At 72.3% G+C, this 21,732-nt stretch carries 14 protein-coding genes; 4 read left to right on the top strand and 10 right to left on the bottom strand.

What is annotated here, in order from left to right; all coding sequences use genetic code 11:
• Nucleotides 1–415: 415 nt before the first annotated feature.
• Nucleotides 416–2,263: a potassium transporter Kup gene (locus GTY96_RS12770; RefSeq protein ID WP_143906609.1), complete on the bottom strand. Its 1,848-nt coding sequence runs from the start codon at nt 2,261–2,263 to the stop codon at nt 416–418.
• Nucleotides 2,264–2,596: 333 nt separating this feature from the next.
• Here GTY96_RS12770 and GTY96_RS12765 point away from each other — a divergent pair, with 333 nt between their 5' ends.
• On the top strand, nt 2,597–5,173 hold the full coding sequence (locus GTY96_RS12765; protein WP_161664865.1) for a sensor histidine kinase: 2,577 nt from the start codon (nt 2,597–2,599) through the stop codon (nt 5,171–5,173).
• Between the two features lie 9 nt (nt 5,174–5,182).
• On the opposite strand, the gene GTY96_RS12760 is transcribed toward GTY96_RS12765, so the two are convergent.
• The 3 genes from GTY96_RS12760 to GTY96_RS12750 all read right to left on the bottom strand — a co-directional run bounded on the left by GTY96_RS12760 (nt 5,183) and on the right by GTY96_RS12750 (nt 8,922).
• Nucleotides 5,183–6,181 carry a hypothetical protein gene (locus tag GTY96_RS12760; RefSeq protein ID WP_161664864.1) on the bottom strand — a complete coding sequence of 333 codons (999 nt, stop codon included), beginning with the start codon at nt 6,179–6,181 and terminating at the stop codon, nt 5,183–5,185.
• Nucleotides 6,182–6,232: 51 nt separating this feature from the next.
• Complete coding sequence (locus tag GTY96_RS12755) at nt 6,233–6,778, bottom strand: hypothetical protein (protein WP_143906208.1); 546 nt, start codon at nt 6,776–6,778, stop codon at nt 6,233–6,235.
• Nucleotides 6,779–6,888: 110 nt separating this feature from the next.
• Nucleotides 6,889–8,922 carry a S9 family peptidase gene (locus GTY96_RS12750; protein WP_161664863.1) on the bottom strand — a complete coding sequence of 678 codons (2,034 nt, stop codon included), beginning with the start codon at nt 8,920–8,922 and terminating at the stop codon, nt 6,889–6,891.
• A 361-nt stretch (nt 8,923–9,283) separates the two neighbouring features.
• Here GTY96_RS12750 and GTY96_RS12745 point away from each other — a divergent pair, with 361 nt between their 5' ends.
• Entirely contained in the window at nt 9,284–10,777 is a 1,494-nt protein-coding gene (locus GTY96_RS12745) for a DUF4397 domain-containing protein (RefSeq protein ID WP_161664862.1), read from the top strand.
• 3 nt (nt 10,778–10,780) lie between these two features.
• Here GTY96_RS12745 and GTY96_RS12740 read toward each other — a convergent pair whose 3' ends face one another.
• The 3 genes from GTY96_RS12740 to GTY96_RS12730 form a co-directional block, all read right to left on the bottom strand.
• On the bottom strand, nt 10,781–11,446 hold the full coding sequence (locus GTY96_RS12740; protein WP_161664861.1) for a hypothetical protein: 666 nt from the start codon (nt 11,444–11,446) through the stop codon (nt 10,781–10,783).
• 179 nt (nt 11,447–11,625) lie between these two features.
• On the bottom strand, nt 11,626–15,198 hold the full coding sequence (locus GTY96_RS12735) for a M1 family aminopeptidase (RefSeq protein ID WP_161664860.1): 3,573 nt from the start codon (nt 15,196–15,198) through the stop codon (nt 11,626–11,628).
• Nucleotides 15,195–16,118 carry an ABC transporter ATP-binding protein gene (locus tag GTY96_RS12730; RefSeq protein WP_161664859.1) on the bottom strand — a complete coding sequence of 308 codons (924 nt, stop codon included), beginning with the start codon at nt 16,116–16,118 and terminating at the stop codon, nt 15,195–15,197. Before GTY96_RS12730 ends, GTY96_RS12735 begins: the two co-directional genes overlap by 4 nt.
• Nucleotides 16,119–16,222: 104 nt before the next feature.
• On the opposite strand from GTY96_RS12730, the gene GTY96_RS12725 reads away from it, so the two are divergent.
• Together GTY96_RS12725 and GTY96_RS12720 are read left to right on the top strand one after the other, a co-directional pair.
• Nucleotides 16,223–16,759, top strand: coding sequence for a hypothetical protein (locus GTY96_RS12725; RefSeq protein WP_161664858.1), 537 nt, complete (start codon nt 16,223–16,225; stop codon nt 16,757–16,759).
• A 58-nt stretch (nt 16,760–16,817) separates the two neighbouring features.
• Nucleotides 16,818–17,993 (top strand): acyltransferase family protein, encoded by a 1,176-nt coding sequence (locus tag GTY96_RS12720; RefSeq protein ID WP_161664857.1) that lies wholly within the window; start codon nt 16,818–16,820, stop codon nt 17,991–17,993.
• 47 nt (nt 17,994–18,040) lie between these two features.
• Here the strand turns inward: GTY96_RS12720 and GTY96_RS12715 are convergent, their stop codons facing one another.
• From GTY96_RS12715 to GTY96_RS12705, 3 genes are read right to left on the bottom strand one after another with little or no spacing between them, the layout of a single operon-like run.
• Entirely contained in the window at nt 18,041–18,406 is a 366-nt protein-coding gene (locus GTY96_RS12715; RefSeq protein WP_161664856.1) for a VOC family protein, read from the bottom strand.
• A 36-nt stretch (nt 18,407–18,442) separates the two neighbouring features.
• Nucleotides 18,443–19,225 (bottom strand): AraC family transcriptional regulator, encoded by a 783-nt coding sequence (locus GTY96_RS38235; protein ID WP_161664855.1) that lies wholly within the window; start codon nt 19,223–19,225, stop codon nt 18,443–18,445.
• Nucleotides 19,225–21,729: a sensor histidine kinase gene (locus GTY96_RS12705; protein ID WP_201756026.1), complete on the bottom strand. Its 2,505-nt coding sequence runs from the start codon at nt 21,727–21,729 to the stop codon at nt 19,225–19,227. Before GTY96_RS12705 ends, GTY96_RS38235 begins: the two co-directional genes overlap by 1 nt.
• Nucleotides 21,730–21,732 lie beyond the last annotated feature (3 nt).

Below are 21,732 nucleotides of genomic sequence, written 5' to 3'. Positions count from 1 at the left end.
GGGGACACCTGGAAGCAGGGTAACCAAGTTCTTTTACGACAGGACAGGATTTTTCTCTGCCCCGCGAAAAGATTCTCGATTGATCGGCGGAAGTGTTGCTGCCCTGCCGTATTTTTTTATCCGAACAGGAATTAGGGGTGTGCGGCGCCGCAAGATGAAGCAGGCAGGCGCGGACGTAAAGGGCCGAGTCACACCCAGGGTTGCCCCCGTGCGGTCTCATCAGACCCACCCCTCCCCACCCCTACATCAATGATTCCAAGGGGTTGTGCCTCTAATTTGGCCCAAGACCCGGAAAACACGCGGGGTGTGACCCAACAAGATTTTCTTCTCGTGGGGTGAAGTCCTGATGCGTCGTGACAGGTGGGGCGGAAAGCGGCGGCGCGGAGGCCCAGGAGGGCCTCCGGCGCGGGGGGAGCTACAGCTCCACCTGGCTGCCCAGCTCCACGACGCGGTTGGGCGGGATGCGGAAGTAGGCGGTGGCGCTGCGGGCGTTGCGGCTCATCCAGGAGAAGAGGGCCTCGCGCCACATGGCCATGCTGGGCTTCTTCGTGGGGATGAGCGTTTCGCGGCCCAGGAAGAAGCTGGTGCCCATGAGCTGGAACTGGAGGCCCTTCTCCCGGCAGCGCTTGAGGATGTCCGGGATGCTGGGGTTCTCCATGAAGCCGTAGCGGGCGACGACGCGCACGAAGCCCTGCTCCAGGGGCTCCACCTCCACGCGCTCCACGCCCGGGACGTGGGGAATCTCCTCCGGGATGATGGTGAGCAGCACCACCTGCTCGTGCAGCACCTTGTTGTGCTTGAGGTTGTGCAAGAGCGCGGGCGGCGTGCCGTCCGGGTTGCCCGTCATGAAGATGGCGGTGCCGGGCACGCGCACGGGCGGGTGGTCCCCGAAGCTGCCCAGCAGGTCCTTGAGGCTGATGCTCGCCGCGCGCAGCTTGGCCGCGAGGATGTCCCGGCCGCGCTTCCAGGTGGTCATCAGCGTGAAGATGCAGACGGCGAGCAGCAGCGGGAACCAGCCGCCGTCCGAAATCTTCACCGCGTTGGCGCCGAAGAAGGACACGTCCACCACCAGGAACAGCCCCGCGACAGGCAGGGCCACGGCGCGGCTGACGCCCCAGCGCTCGCGGGCCACGACGTAGGCGAGCACCGTGGTGATGGCCATGGTCGTCGTCACCGCGATGCCGTACGCCGCCGCCAGCCGGCTGGAGGAGCCGAAGCCCAGCACCAGCGCCACCACGCCCACCAGCAGCGCGCCGTTGAGGCCGGGCAGGTAGATCTGCCCCATCTCCTCCGCGGACGTGTGCACCACCTCCATGCGCGGGCTGTAGCCCAGCTGCATCGCCTGGCGGGTGATGGAGAAGGAGCCGGAGATGAGCGCCTGGGAGGCGATGACGGCGGCGCCCGTGGACAGGGCCACCAGCGGATAGAGGGCCCAGTCCGGGGCCAGCAGGTAGAAGGGGTTGCGGGCCGCCTCCGCGTGGCGCAAGAGCAGCGCCCCCTGCCCCAGGTAGTTGAGGACGAGCGACGGCAGCACCAGGGCGAACCACGCGCGCTTGATGGGCCCCGCGCCGAAGTGGCCCATGTCCGCGTAGAGCGCCTCGCCGCCCGTCACCACCAGGAACACCGCGCCCAGCACCAGGAAGCCGTGCAGGCCATTGTCGATGAAGAAGTGCACGGCGTGCAGGGGCGACAGCGACCAGAGCACCGCGGGGTTGTGCAGCAGCTCCTTCACGCCCAGCACCGCCAGCACCAGGAACCACACGCACATGAACGGGCCGAACACCGCGCCGATGCCGCCCGTGCCCTTCCGCTGCACCAGGAACAGCAGCCCCAGGATGATGAGGGAGATGGGGATGACGTAGGGCTCGAAGACGGGCGTGGCCACGCTCAGGCCCTCCACCGCGCTCAGCACGGAGATGGCGGGCGTGATGAGGCCGTCGCCGTAGAGCAGCGCCGCGCCGAAGATGCCCAGGGTGATGAGCACGGGCCGGGCGCGGTGCGCCTGCCCTCGGGGGCGGTGCATGGCCAGCGCCATCAACGCGAGGATGCCACCCTCCCCCCGGTTGTCCGCGCGCATCACGAACAGCAGGTACTTCACCGACACCACGATGATGAGCGACCAGAAGATGAGCGACAGCACGCCCATCACGTTCGCGGGCGTCGGCGAGATGCCGTGCGGCCCGGTGAAGCACTCGCGCAGCGCGTACAGCGGGCTGGTACCAATGTCTCCGTAGACGATGCCCAGCGCGCCCAGCGCCAGCATCAGGATGCGTTTGGGAGAATCCGGCCCCTCCGAGGAGGCGGCGGATGAATCCGAGGGTGCGTTCACGGCCCCCGCTTTAGCCGAACCCTGGCCCGCCGCAACCGGCGCCGTGCCACTCCTTTGTTTTCCAACCGGTCAAGGGTGTTCGCATGTGCGCGCCTCGGCGCCTTGCCCCTGGGGGTCCCAGGCCGGGGAACGAGGAGCGTGCCCACGACCAACGCTTCCGGGGTTTGGGTGTCCTGCATCCGAGAAAGCAGGGATGACGGGACCTGGGACGCACTGCATGTCGGGCGGAGGCGTGTTCCCATGGGGGGCGCAACGGGGGGACGCCGTATGACGATGGTGGCATCCAGGTTGGGGGAAGCGCGGCGTTTCGGGGCGCAGCTTCCGGAAATCGAGGAGCGGTTGGCGCTGCTGGCGGAGGCGTCCCGGGTGCTGGCGGACGCCTCCCTGGAGCCGCCCGCGGTGATGGAGCGGCTGTGCGGCCTGGTGGTGCCACTGCTGGGGTCCGCGTGCGCGCTGCGGCTCTTGTCGGAGGACGGGCTGTGGCTGCGCACGGTGGCGTCGGCGGCGTCGGTGCCGGAGGCGCGGGGGCGCCTGCAGGCGCTGCTGTCCCAGCGGATGCGCGCGGACGAGGGCGTGGCGGCGGAGGTGCTGGACACGGGCATGGCGCAGGGGGTGGAGGCGGTGCTGGTGCTGCCCCTGCGCGCGCGGGGACGTCCGCTGGGGACGCTGACGGTGTGGCGGGACGCGCCGGAGCCGCTGCCGTTCGATTCGGGGGAGCAGCTCCTGTTGCAGGAGCTGGCGGACCGGGCGGCGCTGGCGCTGGACGTGGCGCGGGCGTACGCGGCGGAGCGGCAGGCGCGGCAGGCGGCGGAGGTGGCGGCGGGGAGGCTCGCGCGGTTGCAGCAGGTCACCTCGGAGCTGTCGGAGGCGCTCACCGCCGCGCGCGTGGCGGAGGTGGTGCTGGAGCAGGGGCTGGCGGTGGCGGACGCGACGGCCGGGGGGCTGTGGGGCCTGGAGCCGGACGCGACCCACGCCGTGCTCCTGCGCTGCGCGGGGTGCTCGCCGAACGCGGCGGAGCGGCTGAAGCGGCTGCCGCTGCACGGGGACTCGCCGGTGGCGCGGGCGCTGCGGGAGTCGCGGCCGGTGTGGCTGGAGTCGGAGGACGCGCTCGCGGGGCCGGAGCGGCAGTCGCCCTCGTCGGCGTGCCTGCCGCTGGTGGCGGACGGGCGCGCGCTGGGGGTGCTGGTGTTCACCTTCAGCCTGGCGCACGCGTTCGACGACGACGAGCGGGCCTTCCTCCAGCTGGTGGCGCACCACGCGGCGCAGGCGCTGGCGCGGGCGCGGCTGCTGGAGCGCGAGCAGCGGGCGCGCGCGGCGCTGCGCGAGGCGCACGGGACGCTGGAGGCCATCATCCAGGCGAGCCCCGCGGCCATCATGCTGCTGGACCCCGACGGCACGGTGCGGATGTGGAACCCGGCCGCGGAGCGGATGCTGGGGTGGACGACGGAGGAGGTGCTGGGGAAGGTGTTGCCCGCGGTGCCGCCGGAGCACTTCGAGGCGTTCCGGCACAGCCTGGAGCGCGCCACCCGGGGCACGGTGCTGGACGGCGCCCCCATGGCGGCGCGGCGGCGCGACGGCGGCGCGGTGCAGGTCGCGGTGTGGACGGGCCGCGTGCACCCGGCGAGCGGCCCCCCGCAGTGTCTGAGCGTGATGGTGGACATCACCGAGCGCCAGCGCGGCGAGGCGGCGCAGCGCTTCCTGGCGGAGGCCGGCGGCGTGCTGGCGGGGAGCCTGGAGGAGGAGGAGACGCTGGAGCGCGTGGCCCACCTGGCGGTGCCGGCGTACGCGGAGTCCTGCGGCGTGTTCCTGGAGGACGAGTCCGGCGGCGTGCGCTGCGTGGCCACGGCGGGAGGCAGCGTGGATGGCGAGGTGCCGCCGCCGGGGCTCGCGGTGGTGGCGCGGGTCATCCAGTCCGGGAGGCCGGAGTCGCGCTCGGGGCTGTCGGAGGCGGATCCGTCGTGCGCGCGCGCGGGCGGGACGTGCGCGTACCTGTGCGTGCCCCTGCGGGTGCGCGGACACACGCTGGGGGCGCTGACGTTCGTCACGTCGAAGCGGGCGTACGACGTGCAAGACCTGGCGCTGGCGCAGGAGCTGGCGCGGCGGGCGGCGCTGGCCCTGGACAACGCCAGCCTCTACCGGGACGCGCGGCAGGCCATCCGCCTGCGCGAGGAGTTCCTCTCCATCGCGAGCCATGAGCTGAAGACCCCCATCAGCGCGCTCCAGCTCCAGGTGCAGAGCCTGCTGGCGGGGGTGACTCGCTCCGGCGCGAGCTTCGACCCGGAGCGGCTCAAGCGCGGGCTGGAGCGGGTGGACCGGCAGGTGAAGCGGCAGACGCTGCTGGTGAACGACCTGCTGGACGTGTCGCGGCTGAGCGCGGGGAAGCTGGAGCTGGTGCTGGAGCCCCTGGAGCTGGGCGCGCTGGTGCGCGAGGTGGCTGAACGCTTCGAGCCGGAGTACGTGCGCGCGGGCACGCCGCTGGAGCTGGCCCTGGGGCCGGAGGTGCGCGGCCAGTGGGACCGGCTGCGGTTGGACCAGGTGCTCACCAACCTGATGTCCAACGCGCTGAAGTACGGGCGGGGCAACCCGGTGCGCGTGTCGCTGGCCGTGGAGGACGGCCGGGCGCGGGTGCGGGTGCGGGACGGCGGCATCGGCATCGCGAAGGAGCACCTGCCGCGCCTGTTCCACCGCTTCGAGCGCGCGGTGTCCGAGCGCAACTACGGCGGCTTCGGGCTGGGGCTGTGGATCGCCCGCCAGATCGTCGAGGCCATGGGCGGCCGCATCGAGGTGGACAGCGTCCTGGGCGAAGGGTCCACGTTCCGCCTGGAGCTGCCCCACGGGGCCTGAGGCCGGCGCTCACCGGTGGAGGGCGGGGAGCCCTTCGGCGATGACGCCGCAGCCGCGCTGGGACTCGCGGCGGTGGAGCATGTGGCAGCGCTCGGGGGAGGGACAGTCGGTGTCGCGGGTGCAGGGCTGGAAGCAGTAGCCGCTGGCCTCGTCGCAGGTGAGCCCCCGGGCGCACGGCGTGCGCGCATCACAGCGGGCCCGGCACTCGAAGGCCTCGGTTTCGAGCGAGGGCTCCGCGAAGCCGCGCAGGCAGTCCTGGGGGGCGGCGCAGGGCGCGCCATCCGCGCAGGCGGGCCCCACGAAGGGGCGGCAGAGGGGCACCTCGCCCGGGCCGTCCGTCGCGCAGCGCTCGCCTTCGGGACACGGGCGGTCGCGGCAGGTCGGAACGCAGGCGCCGCGCACGCGGTAGGGATTCGGTGCGCACTCGGTGCCGGAGGCGCACGCGCCCGGGTCGTGCACGTCGCACGGGGGACCGCAGGCCCCCTGGACGCATTGGAGCCCCGGGGCGCAGCGGCCCTCCGGCGCTTGCGCGTCGCCCGCGCACCGCTCGCCGGCGCGCAGCCGTCCCTCGGGCGTGCAGCGGCGCAGGACCTGGCCGGACGCGGAGGGGTCCACCGGGTGGCAGGACTCGGAAGGGGGGCAGTCCTCCGCGTCCTCGCAGAAGCGGCGCCGGGGCTGGCACTCGCGGAAGCCGAAGTCCGGGTGGCGCGCGCACACGTCGCCCGCGGGACACGCGGCATCGGCGTCGCAGCGGTCCTCGCAGGCGAGCGAGCCCTGGGGGTCCGCGTGGCAGTTGGACGGGACGTTCGGGAGCCGGATGCCGTTGGCGAGCATGACGGCCCTGGCCCCCGAGCCCTCGCGGGGCCCGAGGCGCGCGGCGCCGGGGGCGACGGACAGGTCGGCCTGGGAGGTGAGGTCCGGCCCCGGCCACGCGAGCCACGCCGCCGTGCCCACGGCGGTCGCGAACGCGGCCAGGGCGATGAGCAGGCAGAGCGCGCGCGGCGTCACCGGAGGGCCCTGCCGTTCATCGTTCCGTCTCCTCCTGGGGGGAGGAGGAGCCTACAGCGCCAGGAGCAGCAGCGACGCCTGCTCCGTGGGCGAGGCCGCGAGGAAGGTGTCCGGCAGCGTGACCTGCGTGGGCGGCGTGAGGGAGCGGTCGCAGCTTCGCGGCCCTTCGTAGGTGCGGCCCGGCTCCTTCGCCTTCAGCCGGTACGTGCAGTCGCGCACGTACACCGTCAGCTCCTCCGGCGAGAGCGTCAACGAGGCCGGACGCCCGCCAAAGCCACCCTTGGCCTTCAGCGCGTCGCCCTCCTTCGTCACGTCCAGGTTCACCACCGACGGACCGATGTTGCCCTTCACCTTCTGGTCCTCCAGCTTCAACGCCACCGTGGCGTCCGCCACCCGGCCTCGCAGCTCACCCGGTGTCCGGGACACCTGGAACTCCTGCCCCGTGACGTTGTCCGGCGTCATCCGCAGGTTGAACTGCTGCCGCGCGATGCGGAAGGAGAGCTGATCCTGGTCGGAGGCCGCGACCGCGCCTCCCACCGCGACGAGCACCCCCAGCACCCCCACACCCCGACGCAAAGACTGGCTCAAGCGCTTCATGGACACCTTCCTCCGGGCCCACCCAGGGCCCACATCCTCTTCACTGACAATGTGTAACGACCCTGGGTGACGCCATCTCCGTCGCGGAGGAAGTCGTTGCGCGCCGAAGGCTATTTCCCGTCCGCAGTGCCGCCTGCCTGCCCCTCGGACGGGCTCAGCAGGTGCTTCTCGAAGAACATCAGCGCCGTGGTCGTGGCCATGTCCCGGTTCGGCTTCTTCTGGAACCCGTGCCCCTCGTCCGTGGCCAGCAGGTACCAGACGTCCGAGCCCTTCTTGCGCACCGCCTGGACGATCTGCTCCGCCTCCGACTGGGGCACGCGCGGGTCGTTGGCGCCCTGCTGCACGAAGAGCGCCGCGCGGATCCTGTCCACCGAGCCCAGCGGAGAGATGCGCTCCTGCACCTTGCGCACGGCCGGGTCGCGCTCATCGCCGTACTCCGCGCGCCGCAGGTCCCGCCGGTACGCCTGCGTGTTCTGGAGGAACGACGGCAGCGACGAGATGCCCACCACGTCCACCGCCGCCTTCACGCGGTCCGGGAAGAACGCCACCGTCGCCAGCGTCATGTAGCCCCCGTACGAGCCGCCGAAGATGCCCACCCGCGACGCGTCCAGCTCCGGCCGCGACGCGACGAAGTCCAGCGTGGCCCCGATGTCCGCCAGGCTCTGCTCGCGCTTCACGCCGTCGTCCATCGCCCGGAACGCCTTGCCGTACCCCTCCGAGCCGCGCACGTTGGGCAGGAGCACCGCCATCCCCAGCTCCGTCGCCATCAGCTGGAGCTGCGCGCTGAAGCCAGGCCGGCTCTGACCTTCCGGCCCGCCGTGGAACATCACCACCACGGGCACCTTCCCCTTCACGTGCTTCGGCAGGTACAGGAGCGCCGGCACCTTCACGCCGTCCGTGGACGGGTAGCGCACCAGCTCCGGCTCCACGAACGTCTCGGGATCCAACCCGCCCACCTCCGAGCGCGTCCAGCGCGTGCTCTTCTTCGTGCCCAGGTCCACCGTGAAGACATCCAGCGGGACCCGCGACGACGTGAGCGAGAACGCCACCCGGTCCGAGCGCTTCGGCGGGAAGCGGACCTCCGCGATGACCCCCTGCGGCGTCTCCACCGGCGACAGGGCCTGCGTGCGCGTGTCCAGCAGGTACAGCCGGCCGTAGCCCTCCTCGTTGACGGCCACCGCCAGCTTGCGCCCGTCCGGCGACAGCTCCAGGTGCTCCACGTTCCAGCGCACCGCCTTCGTCAGCGACGGCGGGGACGCCGGGGGCGTGCCCGTCAACGGCAGGCGGTACAGCTGCGAGAAGTCGCTGTAGCGGTCCGTGGCCACGTACACGCCCTGCCCGTCCTGCGTGAAGACGGCGGCCTCCAGGCTGCCCTTGCCCTCCTTGGGCGTCAGCTGCGTGCGCGCGTTCGTCTTCAGGTCCACCACGCTCAGGTCCGAGTCATCCGCCGCGCGGAACTGGCGCACCAGCAGCTTCGAGCCGTCCTCGGAGAAGTCCAGCGGCGCCCAGCTTCCGTCGGCCTCCGTCACGCGCTTCGCCTGCTTGGGGTCCGCGGTGGGCGCCACGTACACGTCGGTGTCCTTGCCGTTGCGCCCCGTGCCCGCGTACGCGAGCCAGCGCCCGTCCCGGGACACCACCAGCTCCTCGTGCCGGCTCTTGCCGTCCGTCAGCAGCTCCGAGCGCCCCGTGCGCCGGTCCAGCTTGAGCACCTGGAAGAACTCTCCGCCGCCCGTGTCCTGGAGATAGAAGATGACCTGCGGGTTGCCCGGCAGGAAGCGCGCCCGGTTGATGGGCTCCTTCGTGAAGGTGAGCTGGGTGCGCGCGCCCAGCGGCATCTCCACCAAGTGCAGCTGATTGACGTCCCCGAAGCGCGTGGAGATGAGCACCTGCTGGCCATCTCCGCTCACGTCCAGGAGCTGCGCGGAGCGCGACTCCAGGTACTGCTGGACGCGCTGGGAGAGCGCGGGGGGCACCGGCGGCACGCCGCTCGTCCACAGGTTGGGCAGGCCGGGCAGCGGCGCGATCCCCGGGACGGCGGAGGGCGCCTTCGCGGCGGCCGGCGCCGGAGCGGGCTTCGACGGGGCCGGCGCGGGCGTCTGGGCCGCGAGCAGGGACACGATGAGCGGAAGGGACGCGAGGGTCATGGTGCGCCGACCCTACCAGCGCCGTCGCCTCTCCAGGCACCCACGCGCGGTTCCCCGCGACGGCCGCGATGACGCGAGGTGAACCGGCGGCCACCCGCCGCGTGTGATGCGCCGCGGCGACCGGGCAGGCACTCAGGCGCGGCGCTCCGGTCCCACCGCCCATCACACCCACCGTCCGGGGAGGACGCACGCGCCCGTGATGCCCTCGGCTTGCGACGTGCGCCAGTGCACAACGTCGCGGGCGGACAGTCCCGCCGCGAAGGGGGGGTGGCCACCCCTTGGAGGATGTCCACCCTTACCGGGATCGACGACATCAGTGCCGAGCCGAGTCCGTGGCTCGCCGGGAGAAGGGGACTTCAACATGGGCGGGTTGCGGGGGAAGACACTGCGGATCGTCGCGCTCACGTCGCTGGGCATGCTCGCGCTCGCGTGTGGGAGCGGCACGGTGGGCGCCCCGGATGCGCCTCCCACGCAGGACGGGCCGGTGCTCGTCCCGCCCACCCGCGCGCAGCTGCGGCTCGTGCAGGCCGCGCCGGGCGCGCCCGCGGTGGACGTCTACATCGCCGGAGACCCCACGCCCGTGGCCAACGCCGTGGCCTATGGCGCCACCACGCCCTACCTCACGCGGGACGCGGGCCCCATCACCGTCGAGCTGCGCCCCACGGGCGCCGCGCCGGAGTCGCGGCCCCTGCTCTCGCTCGGGGTGGGCATGGAGGGCGGGACGCGCTGGACGGTGGTGGCCGCTGGCGGCTCCCCGCCCGCGCCCACCGACGCGGCGCTCCGCCTGCTGCTGCTGCGCGACAACCCCGTGCCCGCGGACGGAGGACAGGCACGCCTGCGCGTCGTCAACGCGGGCACGGACGCGCCCACGGTGGACGTGGACCTGGGCAATGACGGCTCGGTGGAGGTGGCGTCGCTCGCGCGCTTCAGTGATTCGGGGGAGACGGCGCTGGTGGTGCCCTCGGGCTCGGCGCTCCAGGTGGGCCTCCGCGGCGGCGGCGCGGCCCCGGTGATGACGTCGTTCACCCTGCCCGCCCTCGGCTCCGGCACCGACACGCTCATCGTCGCCACCGGCCTCCTGTCCCAACCCGCGCGCGCGGGCGACGGCTTCTCGCTGCTCACCGCCGGCCGCGACGGCACGCTGGCCATCCTGCGGCAGAACCCGACGCTGTATGTGTTGAACGCGTCACCGGACGCCCCGCCGCTGGACCTCTTCGCCGGCGACCACCCGTTCTTCAGGGACCTGACCTCCGGCGCGCTGTCCTCGCCGCTCCAGGTGGCGCCGGGCACCTACGTGCTGGACCTCTTCGCCGCCACGCCCGCGGAAGCGCGGCCCGCGGCCCCGCCGGTGGCCTCCATCACCACGCCCACCCTGGTCCCGGGCGAGCGCTACCTGATGGTCGCCGCGGGCTACCTGACGCCGCCCGGACCTTCCGCGCACCCCTTCACGCTGCTGTCCCTGACGGAGCGCTTCGCGGACGACCCCGCCAACCTGCGACTGCGGTGGGTGCACGCGGCGTCGGACACGCCCGCCATGGACGTGGGCCCGCTGGGCTCCGGGCGCCGCGTGCTGCCGGACGCGCCCTTCCTCAACGTGCCCTTCGCCGCCGCCACCGCGCCGGACGGCCTGCCGCTGCCCTCCGGGGGCGCCATCACCCTGGGCGTGGTGCCCACGAACGAGGCCAACCGCGCGCCGCGCACCACCTTCTCCCTCGCGCCCGTGGCGGACACGCGCCTCTTCGCCGTCGCCACCGACGCGCCCGGCGCCGAGCCCGGGAGCTGGGACCTCCAGCTGCTTCTGGTGGACACCTCTCGCACGCCGTGGACCGTGAGCGCCCAGGCCCACGAGCCCTGAGCGTCAGAAGGCCCAGCCCAGGTTGAGCAGGAGCCGCTGCGCGAAGCTCCACGTCGTGTCGTGGGCCCGCTCCACGGACATGCCTCCGTCGGAGTGCCACGTGCCCTGGTCGTAGGAGTTCGCGCTGCGCACGGCCCCCACGCCCACGCCGGCCTGCACCGTGAAGCCGGGATCCACCACCACGCTGTACCCCAGGACCGCCATCCCCCCCACGGACCAGGGGTTGGCGTCGAGGTCCGGGAGCAGGGGACCGTTCAAGGTGCTCGGTAGCATCCCATGGGAGGCCCGCCCCAGGGTCACCTCCAGGCGCGGTGACAACCACAGCCCCTGGGGCGCCCGGCCCGCCAGGTAGAAGCGCACCCCGGGCGTCAGACCCAGCTCGTACTGCGTCTGGTTGCTCCCCACCGCGCCATTGGGCCATGGCTCCTCGAAGCGTTGCCGCGTGTGGTTGAAGCCCGCGAACAGGCCCAACTCCAGCGAGAAGCGCTCCCCCAGCACGCGCTCCCCCGCCAGCACCACCCGGGTGCTGCCCGCCTGGATGGGGACGGACACCGTCACCACGTTGCGCCGCTCCACGGGAAACGAACCCGTCGTGACGCCTTCCTGCGCGAACGCCGACGTCGACACCACCGCCAGCGACAACGCCAGCGCCCACTGTCTTGCGACCATGCGATGAACCCCCGTCATGCCGCCGGACCCCCAAGGTCCGTCGTGCGGGGGGATGCCCATCGCAATCGATGTGCCAGCTTGCTCCGAGAGAGCGAGGACCCGCCGGGGCGCCGGACGCGCTGACAACCTGTCGCCGACACGCGAGCGCGCGCGTGTCAGCGTGTCAGCGTGTCAGCGTGTCACGGCGGGGTGAGCGCGACCTGGGCCTGCTCGCGGCGCAGCTGGAGCACGCGGGCGTCCGGATCCACCAGCAGCTGCTCCGGCGGGAACTCCGAGCGCAGCGTCACCCGCGCCGCTTCCCCGGCGCCAGGTTCGATGCGCGCCCCGGCGCTGAGCAGCGCGTCGGTCTCTCCGGCCTTCATCACCGCCACCTGCACGGGCATGCGGCCGGTGCCCACGTTCGTCACCGTCGCGGTGGTCACCCACCCTCCGTCCACCTTCTTCACCTCCGCGTCGGTGACGCGGTACTCGGGGACCACCACCTCGAAGAAGGCCTGCCGGGTGAACCGGTCGAAGGCCTCCGGGGACGGCGCGAAGGGGCGCATCACCGCGAGGAAGTCCTGCAGCACCGGATGGTCGGTGTTGTTCATGTACTTCCGGAGGAAGGCCTGGAGCCCCGCGTGCATCGCGTCCCGGCCCATCAGGTCCTCCAACATCCAGAACGTCCAGCCGCCCTTCTCGTAGAGGACCACCGTGTCGCCCTCGCGCGAGCCGTCCAGCTTCACCAGCGGCTGCTCTCCGTCCACGCGCCGGTCCTTGCCGTAGCGCTCCTCCATCCGCCGAGCGTTCTGCACGCGCGCCTCCCGCCCGTCGAGCTGTTCAATGAGCTTCAGCGCCGAGTAGTGCGACAGGCCCTCCGACAGCACGTTGCCGCCGGGCCCCTTGCCGGGGATGAGCAGGTTGCCCCACCACTGGTGCGCGGCCTCATGCGCGGTGACGAGCAGCACCGCGTTCGACTCCGGCGTCGTGCGCGTGAGGAACCCGATGGACTCCGAGAAGGTGATGTTCGTGGGGAAGCCCTGCGCGTAGTTGGCCAGGCCCGCGAACTCCGACAGCTTCAGCTCGTTCCACGGGAACGGGTGGAACCATTCCGAGTAGTACTTGCGCGCGGCGTCCAGCCCCCGCGACATCTCCTTCACGTTGTAGACGTGGGCCGGGTCGTGGAACACCACCGTGCCCGCGCCCTCCACGCGGGCCCACTTCCCCGCGATGACGTTGAAGAAGCTCACCGGGTGGTCGCTCTTCCACACCGTCGTGCGCCGCCCGTCCGTCACCGTGTCGCTCTCGCGCACGCCCACGGAGTTGAGCGTGTAGGCCTCCGGCCCGCTGACGCGGATCCGGAAGGGGAACGGCAGGTTGCTGCCCCAGGCGGCCTCCGTGGGGCCTTCGTAGAAGTCGCCCGGATACACGCGCGGCTCGTAGCGGTTCTCCTTGGGGTCGACCCCGCGCTCCTCCTGGTAGCCCACCACCGGCGCGAACGTGGGCTCCTCGCTGGTGAGCACCACGCCCGACGGCAGGATGAACTCCTTGGCCTCGCCGCCCGCGCGGGACACGCCGTCCGGCAGGTGGCCCTGGTACTGGAAGCCCACCCACACCTTCGCTCCGGGAGGCAGCGGCTGGGACGGCGTGAAGACATACAGCCCGGCCCGGTTCTCCGGCGTCACGTCCGCGCCATCCAGCGTCCAGCGCACGTCCGTCCAGGCATCGCCTCCGCTGAGGGCGAAGCGCGCCAGCGCCACGTCCCGCGCGTTCTCCAGCGCGTACGTGCCCTTCATGCGGAAGGCCCCCGCCTCCGGCTCCAGGTCCACGTCCAGGTCCACGTCCACCAGCAGCGGCTGCGGCGCGTCCTTCCACGTCGCCAGGTTCTTCTGCCAGTACTCCTTCGCGCGCTTCTTCGCCGCCGCGCCCTGGTGCCCCTGCCCCACCAGAATGCCCAGCCACGCGAGCGCCACCCCCGGCACCACCGCGTACGGCGCCAGCCGCCGCAGGCCCCGCATGAGGCCCGACGGCTTCAGCGACTCCAGCGTCGTCACGGAGTCGCGCGCGCGCCGTCCGTCCAGGCGCACCGCCAGCGCGGTGAAGAAGACGGCCAGCCCCAGCGCGGCCACGCGGTTGAGCACCAGCGCCGCGCGGTCCACCTGGAAGGGGCCCAGGTCGGTCCACCGCACCGCGTCCCACAGCGGCCAGTTCGTCACCCAGGTGAGGTCGCGGCGCACGGCGAAGAAGCCCGAGAGGCCCAGCGCCCCCAGGGCCAGCGCGTAGGTGCCGAAGCGTCCGCCCGTGGCCGCGCGCGCGGCCAGGATGAAGCCCGTCCACAGGAAGAACGTGGGCATGAGCAGCAGCCCCCACACGAGCGCGTAGGGCACCAGCGACAGCGGCACCTGGCCCTGGGACAGCTGCACCAGCGAGCCCGCGAGCGCCATGGCCGCGAGGAGCGCCCCCGCGACCAGGCTGTTCGCCAGCGCCTTGCCCAGCAGCACCGACAGCGTGCGCACCGGCGTCGCGTCGTGGATGGGCGCGAAGCCAGACGCCAGCTCGCGCTCCAGCGACTCCACCACGTAGAACATCAACAACAGACACACGAGCACGGACGCCTGATCCATCGTGCGCATCGCGAAGCGCCCCGGCACCAACAGCAGGCTGGTGTCGAAGGGGCCCACCGCCGTGACGGCCTGGGCCACCATCTGGAACATCAACAGCGGCAGGAACAGGTAGAGCCCCGGCTGTGACAGCAGGCCGCGCCCCTCCGCCCGCGCCACCGTCCACAGGCCCGTCCAGAAGCCCGGCGGCCGCACCTCCATGCGCAGCGCGGACAGCGGCGCCTCCGCGTGCGACAGCGCCACCTGCGCGGGGGGCGCCGCCAGGACCTGGCCCTTGCGCGGCGCCTTCGCGCTCACCTCGCCCCGGAGCGCGCGGCGGAAGTGGCGCTCGCTCCACGCCACCGCGCCCAGGCCCAGGCCCATCAGCACGAAGCGGCTGGTGACGAAGAGCGCGTCCAGCCCCACGGGCTGCGTGTTGTAGAAGTCCACGCCCCGGTCCACCTTGATCCACGTCTCGGTGAGCCAGCGGTAGCCGCCGGGGTCCACCGCCATCAGGAACCGGTTCACGCGGGGGTCCAACCAGCCGGGGGTCCAGTCCCACAGGAAGAAGGCGCAGAGGAAGAGCAGGCCCACCGGCAGGAAGTACACCGGCACCGCGCGGCGCGTGCGCTCGCCCATGGCGAAGGCGGCGCCCGCCATGAAGACGATGAGCGGCAGGCCGAACCACATCGCGGCGCCCGCGTAGTGGCCCGCGGCGAAGGGCCCGCGGAACTCCGCGGACGCGCCCGGCGGCACGACGTGATGGAAGAAGACGAGCAGTCCCATCATCACCCCGAGCGCCAGCACGTACGCGCCCAGGACGCCCAGGAACTTGCCCCACACGTACTCCGCCGACGTCAGCGGCGTGGTGTGCAGCAGCGGCTGCACGCGGGCCTCGTCGTCGGAGATGAGGGTCATGCCCGCGCCCACCGACACGAAGAAGGTGAACACCAGGAAGGTGAGCAGCAGCACCGTCTGCGCGACGGCGAAGGCGCTCGTCACCCAGGCCTTCTTGCCGCCCACCTCCGAGCTGCCCGCGGAGATGGTGACGTTGCCGGACGTCACGCCCCACACCATGGCCAGCAGCAGCACCAGCAGCACCCAGAACAACGGGCGCTTCACCTGGTGGCGCCACTCCGTGCGCGCCACGAGGACCAGCCGCGACAGGTTCATGTGCCCACCGCCGGGGTGGCCACCACGGGCGCGGGGGCCACGGGCGCGGGCGCGTCCTTCATCAGGAGCAGGTAGGCGTCCTCCAGCGTGGGCGGCGTGCGCTCGAAGCCCGGGGGCACGGCCGCGCCCGGGGTCACGTGGATGCGCACGCGGTTGCGGCCCTCGAAGAGCACGGCCTGGGTGACGCGGTGGGCTTGCTGGAAGGCGGCCATGTCGGCCGGGGGGACGGAGCCCTCGAAGAGGGTGTCATGGAGGGCGGCCTTCGCCTCGCTGGGGCTGGTGATGGCCATCACGCGGCCGTGGCGGATGACGGCGAAGCGCGGGCAGAGCATGGCCACGTCCTCCACGATGTGCGTGGACAGGAGCACCGTGCGCTCGTCGGCCACCTCCGCCAGGAGGCGGTAGAAGCGCTGGCGCTCCTCGGGGTCCAGGCCCGCGGTGGGCTCGTCCACGATGAGGAGCTTGGGGTTCCCCGCCAGGGCCTGGGCGATGCCCAGCCGCTGCCGCATGCCGCCCGAGTACTCCTTCACCTTGCGCTTCGCCGCGAACGTGAGGTTCACGCGCTCCAGCAGCTCCGCGCACAGCGCCTTCAGCCCCTGCGGCGCGGTGACGCCCTTGAGCTCCAGCAGGTAGCGCAGCATGTCCTGGCCGGAGAGGTACGGGTAGAAGCCGAACTCCTGAGGCAGGTAGCCCAGGTGCGGGCGCAGCGCCTCCGGATGACGCACCAGGTCCAGCCCGTCGAGCGTCACCTCCCCGGAGGTGGGCTCCAGCAGGCCGGCGAGGATCTTCATCAGCGTGGACTTGCCCGCGCCGTTGGGCCCCAGCAGCCCGAACATCCCGCGGGGCACGTCCAGGTCGATGCCACGAAGGGCCGTGACCGGGCCCGGATACACCTTCACCAGATTGCGCAGGCTGAGCATGAGGCCTCTTCTACGCCCGGGCCAGGGACTCCATTTCCGGATTCCTCGGGAGAGTGCCCGCCGCGTCCAGAGGAGCCCCAGCGCGGTGTGTTAGACGCCAGGTCATGAACCTCCGCACCCTCTGTCTCTTCCTCGCATGGGGGACGTGCGCGTCCCTGGGCTGTGCGAACCCCATGTACTTACAGGGGCAGGCCCTGGCGCAGAACGAGTACCGGGGCTACGGCGAGTACCAACCCGAGCGGGACCGCGAGGTGCTCACCCGCGCGGAAGGGGCGAAGGACACCGCGTCGGTCATCTTCCTGCAGGAGACGTTGCCGGAGGGCATCGAGATGACCTCCCACATGCTGTCGACGAAGGACGGCTATTCGCATCAGCTGCTGGGCAAGATGGCCTTCAGCCGGGGGCGGTTGGACTCCAAGCGGGACCTCATCACGCACGTGCAGCAGGTGGCGCTGGCGGCGGGGGGCGACGCGGCCGTCGGCTTCTTCCTGCTCACGCCGGTGGAGGACTTCACCCAGGCCCAGGCCGTGGAAGCGGTCATCCTCAAGCTGGACCCCCGCGTGCGCGCCAGGCTGCGCCCCGAGGAGGCGAAGGCCACCGTCAGAGGAGCGACCCGCGTGCCGGGGGTCGAACAGCTCTAGGTAGGACGGCGGGGGCCGATTGAGGTGTGGGCGGGGGGCTGCGAGACTCGCGGCCCTCATGGCCTCCTCCCGGCAGCACCTGGACGCACTCACCGGGCTGCGGTTCCTCGCGGCCGCGCACGTCGTCGCCTACCACGTGTATCACCTGGTCTTCAGCGGCACGGAGGCCCCGCCGGGCCTGCACGGGCTGCTGGACAGCGGGTACGTGGGCGTCAGCTTCTTCTTCGTCCTGTCGGGCTTCATCCTTGGCTACAACTACCTGGAGCGGCCGCCCGACACGCGCGAGGCGCGCAAGGCGTTCTGGGTGGCCCGCTTCGCGCGCGTCTACCCCGTCTACGCGCTGGGGCTGGCCGTCGCCGCGCCCGCGTTCCTCAAGGGCCTGCGCGACGCGTGGCTGGCGGACCCGTCGGAGGCGTGGAGGCAGGGCGAGGCGCTGGTGCTGGCGCCGCTGCTGCTCCAGAGCTGGATGCCGTGGACGGCGCTCGCCTGGAACGGCGCGGGCTGGTCCCTGGCGGTGGAGGCGCTCTTCTACGCGACCTTCCCCTTCCTCGCGGGGCGGCTGGGGCGGTGGGGGACGCGGGGGCTCGTGGTGGGCATGGGCGTGGCGTATCTGGCCGCGCTGGGGCTCCCGGCGCTCTACATCCTGGTGGATCCGGACCACACGGGCGGCGTGGCGTCCGCGTACAACTCCGGGCCGTGGATGCTGGCGTTGCGCTTCAATCCGCTGGCGCGGCTGCCGGAGTTCGTCCTGGGCATCCTGGCGGGGCGCTTCTTCCTGCTGCGCGCGGAGGAGGCCCCGCGCGCCCGGCCCTGGGTGCTGACGGCGCTGGGTGGGGCGGTCCTCGCGGCGCTGGTGGGCAGCACGTCGCTGCCCTTCCCGCTGCTGCACAACGGGCTGCTGGCGCCGGTGTTCGCGGCGCTCATCGTGCTGCTGCCCCGGAGCCAGGGCCCGGTGGCGCGGCTGCTGGCCTCGCGTCCGCTGCGCCTGCTGGGGGAGGCGAGCTACGCGCTCTACATCCTGCACATGCCGGTGATGTTCGCGTGGAAGTCCGTGCTCAAGCGGCTGGGTGCGTCGCCCACGTCCGCATGGGCGGTCTCCGCGCTGGCGGTGGGCACGGTGTCCCTGAGCGTGCTGGCCTACGAGCGCGTGGAGAAGCCCGCGCGAGGGTGGATCCGCGCCCGGTGGACGGACCGCGCGGGACAGCCCGCGCCAGGACTCCCGCCCCAGGCCTGAACCCCGGGGCGCGCGCGGCTGCCCCCACGCACCGGACAGGGACGCGACTAGGGATCGCCCCACACCGCCAGCTCGTTTCCGGTGGGGTCGGTGAAGTGGAAGCGCTTGCCGCCTGGGAAGGAGAACGTGTCCTGCACGATGCGCCCACCGGCCTCGCGCACCTTCGCGTGCGTCGCCTCCAGGTCCTTCGAGTACAGGATGATCAACGCGCCCCCCTTCACCACCGCCAGCTCCGGGTTGAAGCCTCCCCTCAGACGGCCATCCATGAAGCTCGTGTACTGGGGACCGTAGTCCTCGAACTTCCAGCCGAAGACCGCGCCGTAGAAGCGCTTCGCCTCCGCCATGTCCTTCACGGGAAGCTCGATGTAGTCGATGCGGTGGTGCTGCTCGGCCTGCTGCGGTGCGGTGGACATGGAGTGCCTCCCCATCAAGAAAAGAACACCGGCACCTTACGCATCCACCCCGCCAGGGGATTGGACGAATCCGACCTCCGCCTGCTCCCGCACATACGCCCCCGGCGTCAACCCCGTCAGCGCCCGGAACTCCCGCACCTGATGCGCCTGGTCGTAGTACCCCGCCGCCAACGCCCACGCCGCGCCCTCCAGCGCCCGGGGCCCGCTCGACAGCGCCACCGCGTGCTGCAGCCGCGCGATGCGGCACAACACCTTCGGCGACAACCCCACCGACGCCAGGAACCGCCGCTCCACCTGCCGCGCCCCCACCCCCATCACCCCCTCCAGTGAACGCACCGGCACCTGCCCCCTGGCCCCCAGGATGAGGTCCACCGCGTGCCGCACCCCCGCGTCCCCTTCCCTCCCGGGCAGCCGCTCCAGCAACAGCCGCTCCAACAACGCGAAGCGCGCCGCCCGCCCCTCCGCCTCCGCCAGCCGCTCCCACCACTCGCGCGCCTCGCGCGGCCAGAGGTCCCCGAGCGCCACCTTCGCGTCCGTCAACTCCAGCAACGGCAGCCGCAGGAACGGCTGCGCGCCCCCCGGACGGAAGCGCACCGCGATGAAGGACGCCGCGTCCCCCAGCGGCACCACCTCCGCCGTGCGCATCGCCCCCACCACCCGAGGGCCCGCTCCCGCCGACAGGTCCACCAGGATGTCCAGACACCCGTCCGGCAACACCCGGTGCACGCCCACCGGCGCGGGCCCCGACAGCTCCAGCGCCCAGTAGCACTCCACGTACGGCGCCAGCGCCGCGCACGGACGGGCCTCCACGTAGCGCATCAGGTCGCGCCCGAGACGGCCGCGCGGGGCAGCCACACCGTGAAGCACGTGCCCTGGCCCGGCCCCTCGCTGCGCGCCTGGATGCGGCCCCCGTGGCGCTCCACGATTTCACGGCAGATGGCCAACCCCAGCCCCAGGCCCCCGGCGTAGTGCTCGGCGGCGTTGCCCGCGCGGTAGAAGGGCGTGAAGAGCTGCGGCAGGCTCTCCGCCGGGATGCCGATGCCCCGGTCCTCCACGTCCACCCGCACCTGACCGTCCTCCTCTCGCACCCGCACCGCCACTGGCGTCCCCGGCGGCGAGTAGCGCAGCGCGTTCTCCACCAGGTTCGTGAAGAGCTGATCCAACCGCTGCGCGTCCCACCGGCCCACCAGCGGCGCGTCCGGGACCGCCAGCGACAACAACCCCTCGCGCTCCGGCCGCGTGGACTGGACGCGCTCCATCACCTCGTGCATCAGCGTCACCAGGTCCATGGGCGCCACCGTCAACGCGAAGCGCCCGGACTGCAGCCGCGACACGTCCAGCATGTCGCCAATCAGCCGCGTCAGCCGGTCCACCTGCCGGTTCAGCCGGTCGAAGATGGCGCGCTGCCGCTCCGGCGTCAGCCCCTGGCTGGATTCGGACTGGCGGATGAGCAGCTCCAGCGTCGCCTTCAGCGGCGTCAGCGGCGTGCGCAGCTCGTGGCTCGCCATGGACAGGAACTGGTCCCGGATGTTGATGGCCTCGCGAAGCTCCTGCTGCGTGCGGTCGATGCGCGCCGCCATGTCGTTGAAGCCCGACGCCAGCTGCGCGAACTCGTCATCCCCCCCGGCCTGCACCCGCCGCTCCAGGGCGGGCGTGCCCAGCGCGGCGAAGCCGTCCCGCAGCGCCTCCAGCCGCCGCGCCACGTCCCGCCCCACCCACTGCGACAAGAGTAGCGAGATGGCGCCCGCCAGCACCGCGATGGCCACCACCCACGCCCCCATGCGCGTCACCGGCGCGAACGCCTCGCGCAGCCGCGCCGTCACCACCACCGTCCAGGGCGTCTCGCTCACCTGCTCGTGCGCCACCAGCAGGCGGTGCCCCGACGCGTCGAACGCCTCCAGCATCCCCTCCGGCGTCGACAGCGCCTGCGGCGTCAGCATCCCCAGCACCGGCGCCCGGGTGAGCACGTCGCCGCGGTCCGTCTCCCGCAGCAGGGTCCCGTCGCGCCGGTCGAACAGCTCCACGTGGTAGCTGCGCGAGGCCAGCGTCGGCTGCAGGCCCAGCCGCCTCAGGGACAGCCCGCCCACCAGCACGGCGCGCCTGCCGTCTCCCAGCTCCACCTGCGTGGTGAAGACCACGAAGGGCAGGCCCGCGCGGGTGAGGAAGGGCCGCGACAACAGCACCGCGTTGTCGCCTTGGATCGTCTGCTGGAAGTACTCCCGGTTCGCGTAGTTGTGGTTGGCGCCGATCCGGTTCAGCTTCGTGGAGGGCACCAGCGTGTTCCCAGCGGAGTCCAGCAGCCACGCCGCGTCGAACAGGCCGGAGTCGTTCTCCAGCAGGTCCACCCGTTCGCTCATGCCCTCCACGTTCCCGTCGCGCACCGCCGCGATGAAGCCCGGATCCCGGCTCTGCGCGCGCAGCAGGGAGCGCGCCATGTACGCCGTCTGCTCCAGCCAGGCCGTCTCCGCGGACACCGCCTGCTGCGCCTTGCTCCGCAGCTCCGCCTCGATGGCCCGCTGCGCGACGAACGACGCCACCGCGCCCGCCCCCAGGATGGGCAGCACCGACGCCAGGGCCATGCCGCGAAACAGCCGCCAGCGCACCCCGCTCAGCACCGGCAGCTCGCGCACCCACGTCAACACCGCGCACGACACGGTCAGCACCGCGTAGACGCCCACCCCCGCCCACGACCCCCGCGACCCCAGCGCGAGGGCCATGTTCAGGAACAGGATGCACAACCCCGCGAGCGCGACCCGGCTGAGCCCCAGCCACCCGCGCCACAACCCCACCGACAGCAGGACCCCCGTCCCAAGGAAGAGCGCGCCCAGCCCCCGGATGAACGGACCGAACGCCAGCAGCGAGAAGCGGATGAAGCCATGGGGGCTCAGGACCATCAGCACCCCGAAGGAGAGCGCCACCGCGGCGATGAACACCGCCAGCAGCCCCCGCCCCCGGAAGCGGCGGGCCTGCTCCAGCAGGAGCAGCCCCGCGAGCAGCGGGTACAGCACCAGCCCCGTGAGTCCACCGGGCAGGACCGTGGCGGTCCACCAGTAGAACCCGACCGCGCCCAGGAAGAGCACCCGTCCCAGCCACCCCACGAAGGCCGGCCAGTTGGGGAACAGGAGCGCGGCGAGCATCGTGGCCGAGCCCACCAGGAACAGGCTCCCGAGCGGACGCACGTACGGATAGATGAACTGGAAGAGGGCCGCCCCGAACTCGTACGGCACGAACACCATCGTGGTCCCCACCACGAGGCCGAACGCCGTCGCGAACCACTCCACACGTGCCCGCTCCAGGATGCCCACGGGCAGCAGAGTACACATCCC

The organism is Corallococcus silvisoli, from assembly GCF_009909145.1.
GTDB lineage: Bacteria > Myxococcota > Myxococcia > Myxococcales > Myxococcaceae > Corallococcus > Corallococcus silvisoli.
The sequence above is the reverse complement of the archived record's forward strand: the minus strand, read 5'-3'. Positions and strand labels throughout refer to the sequence as shown.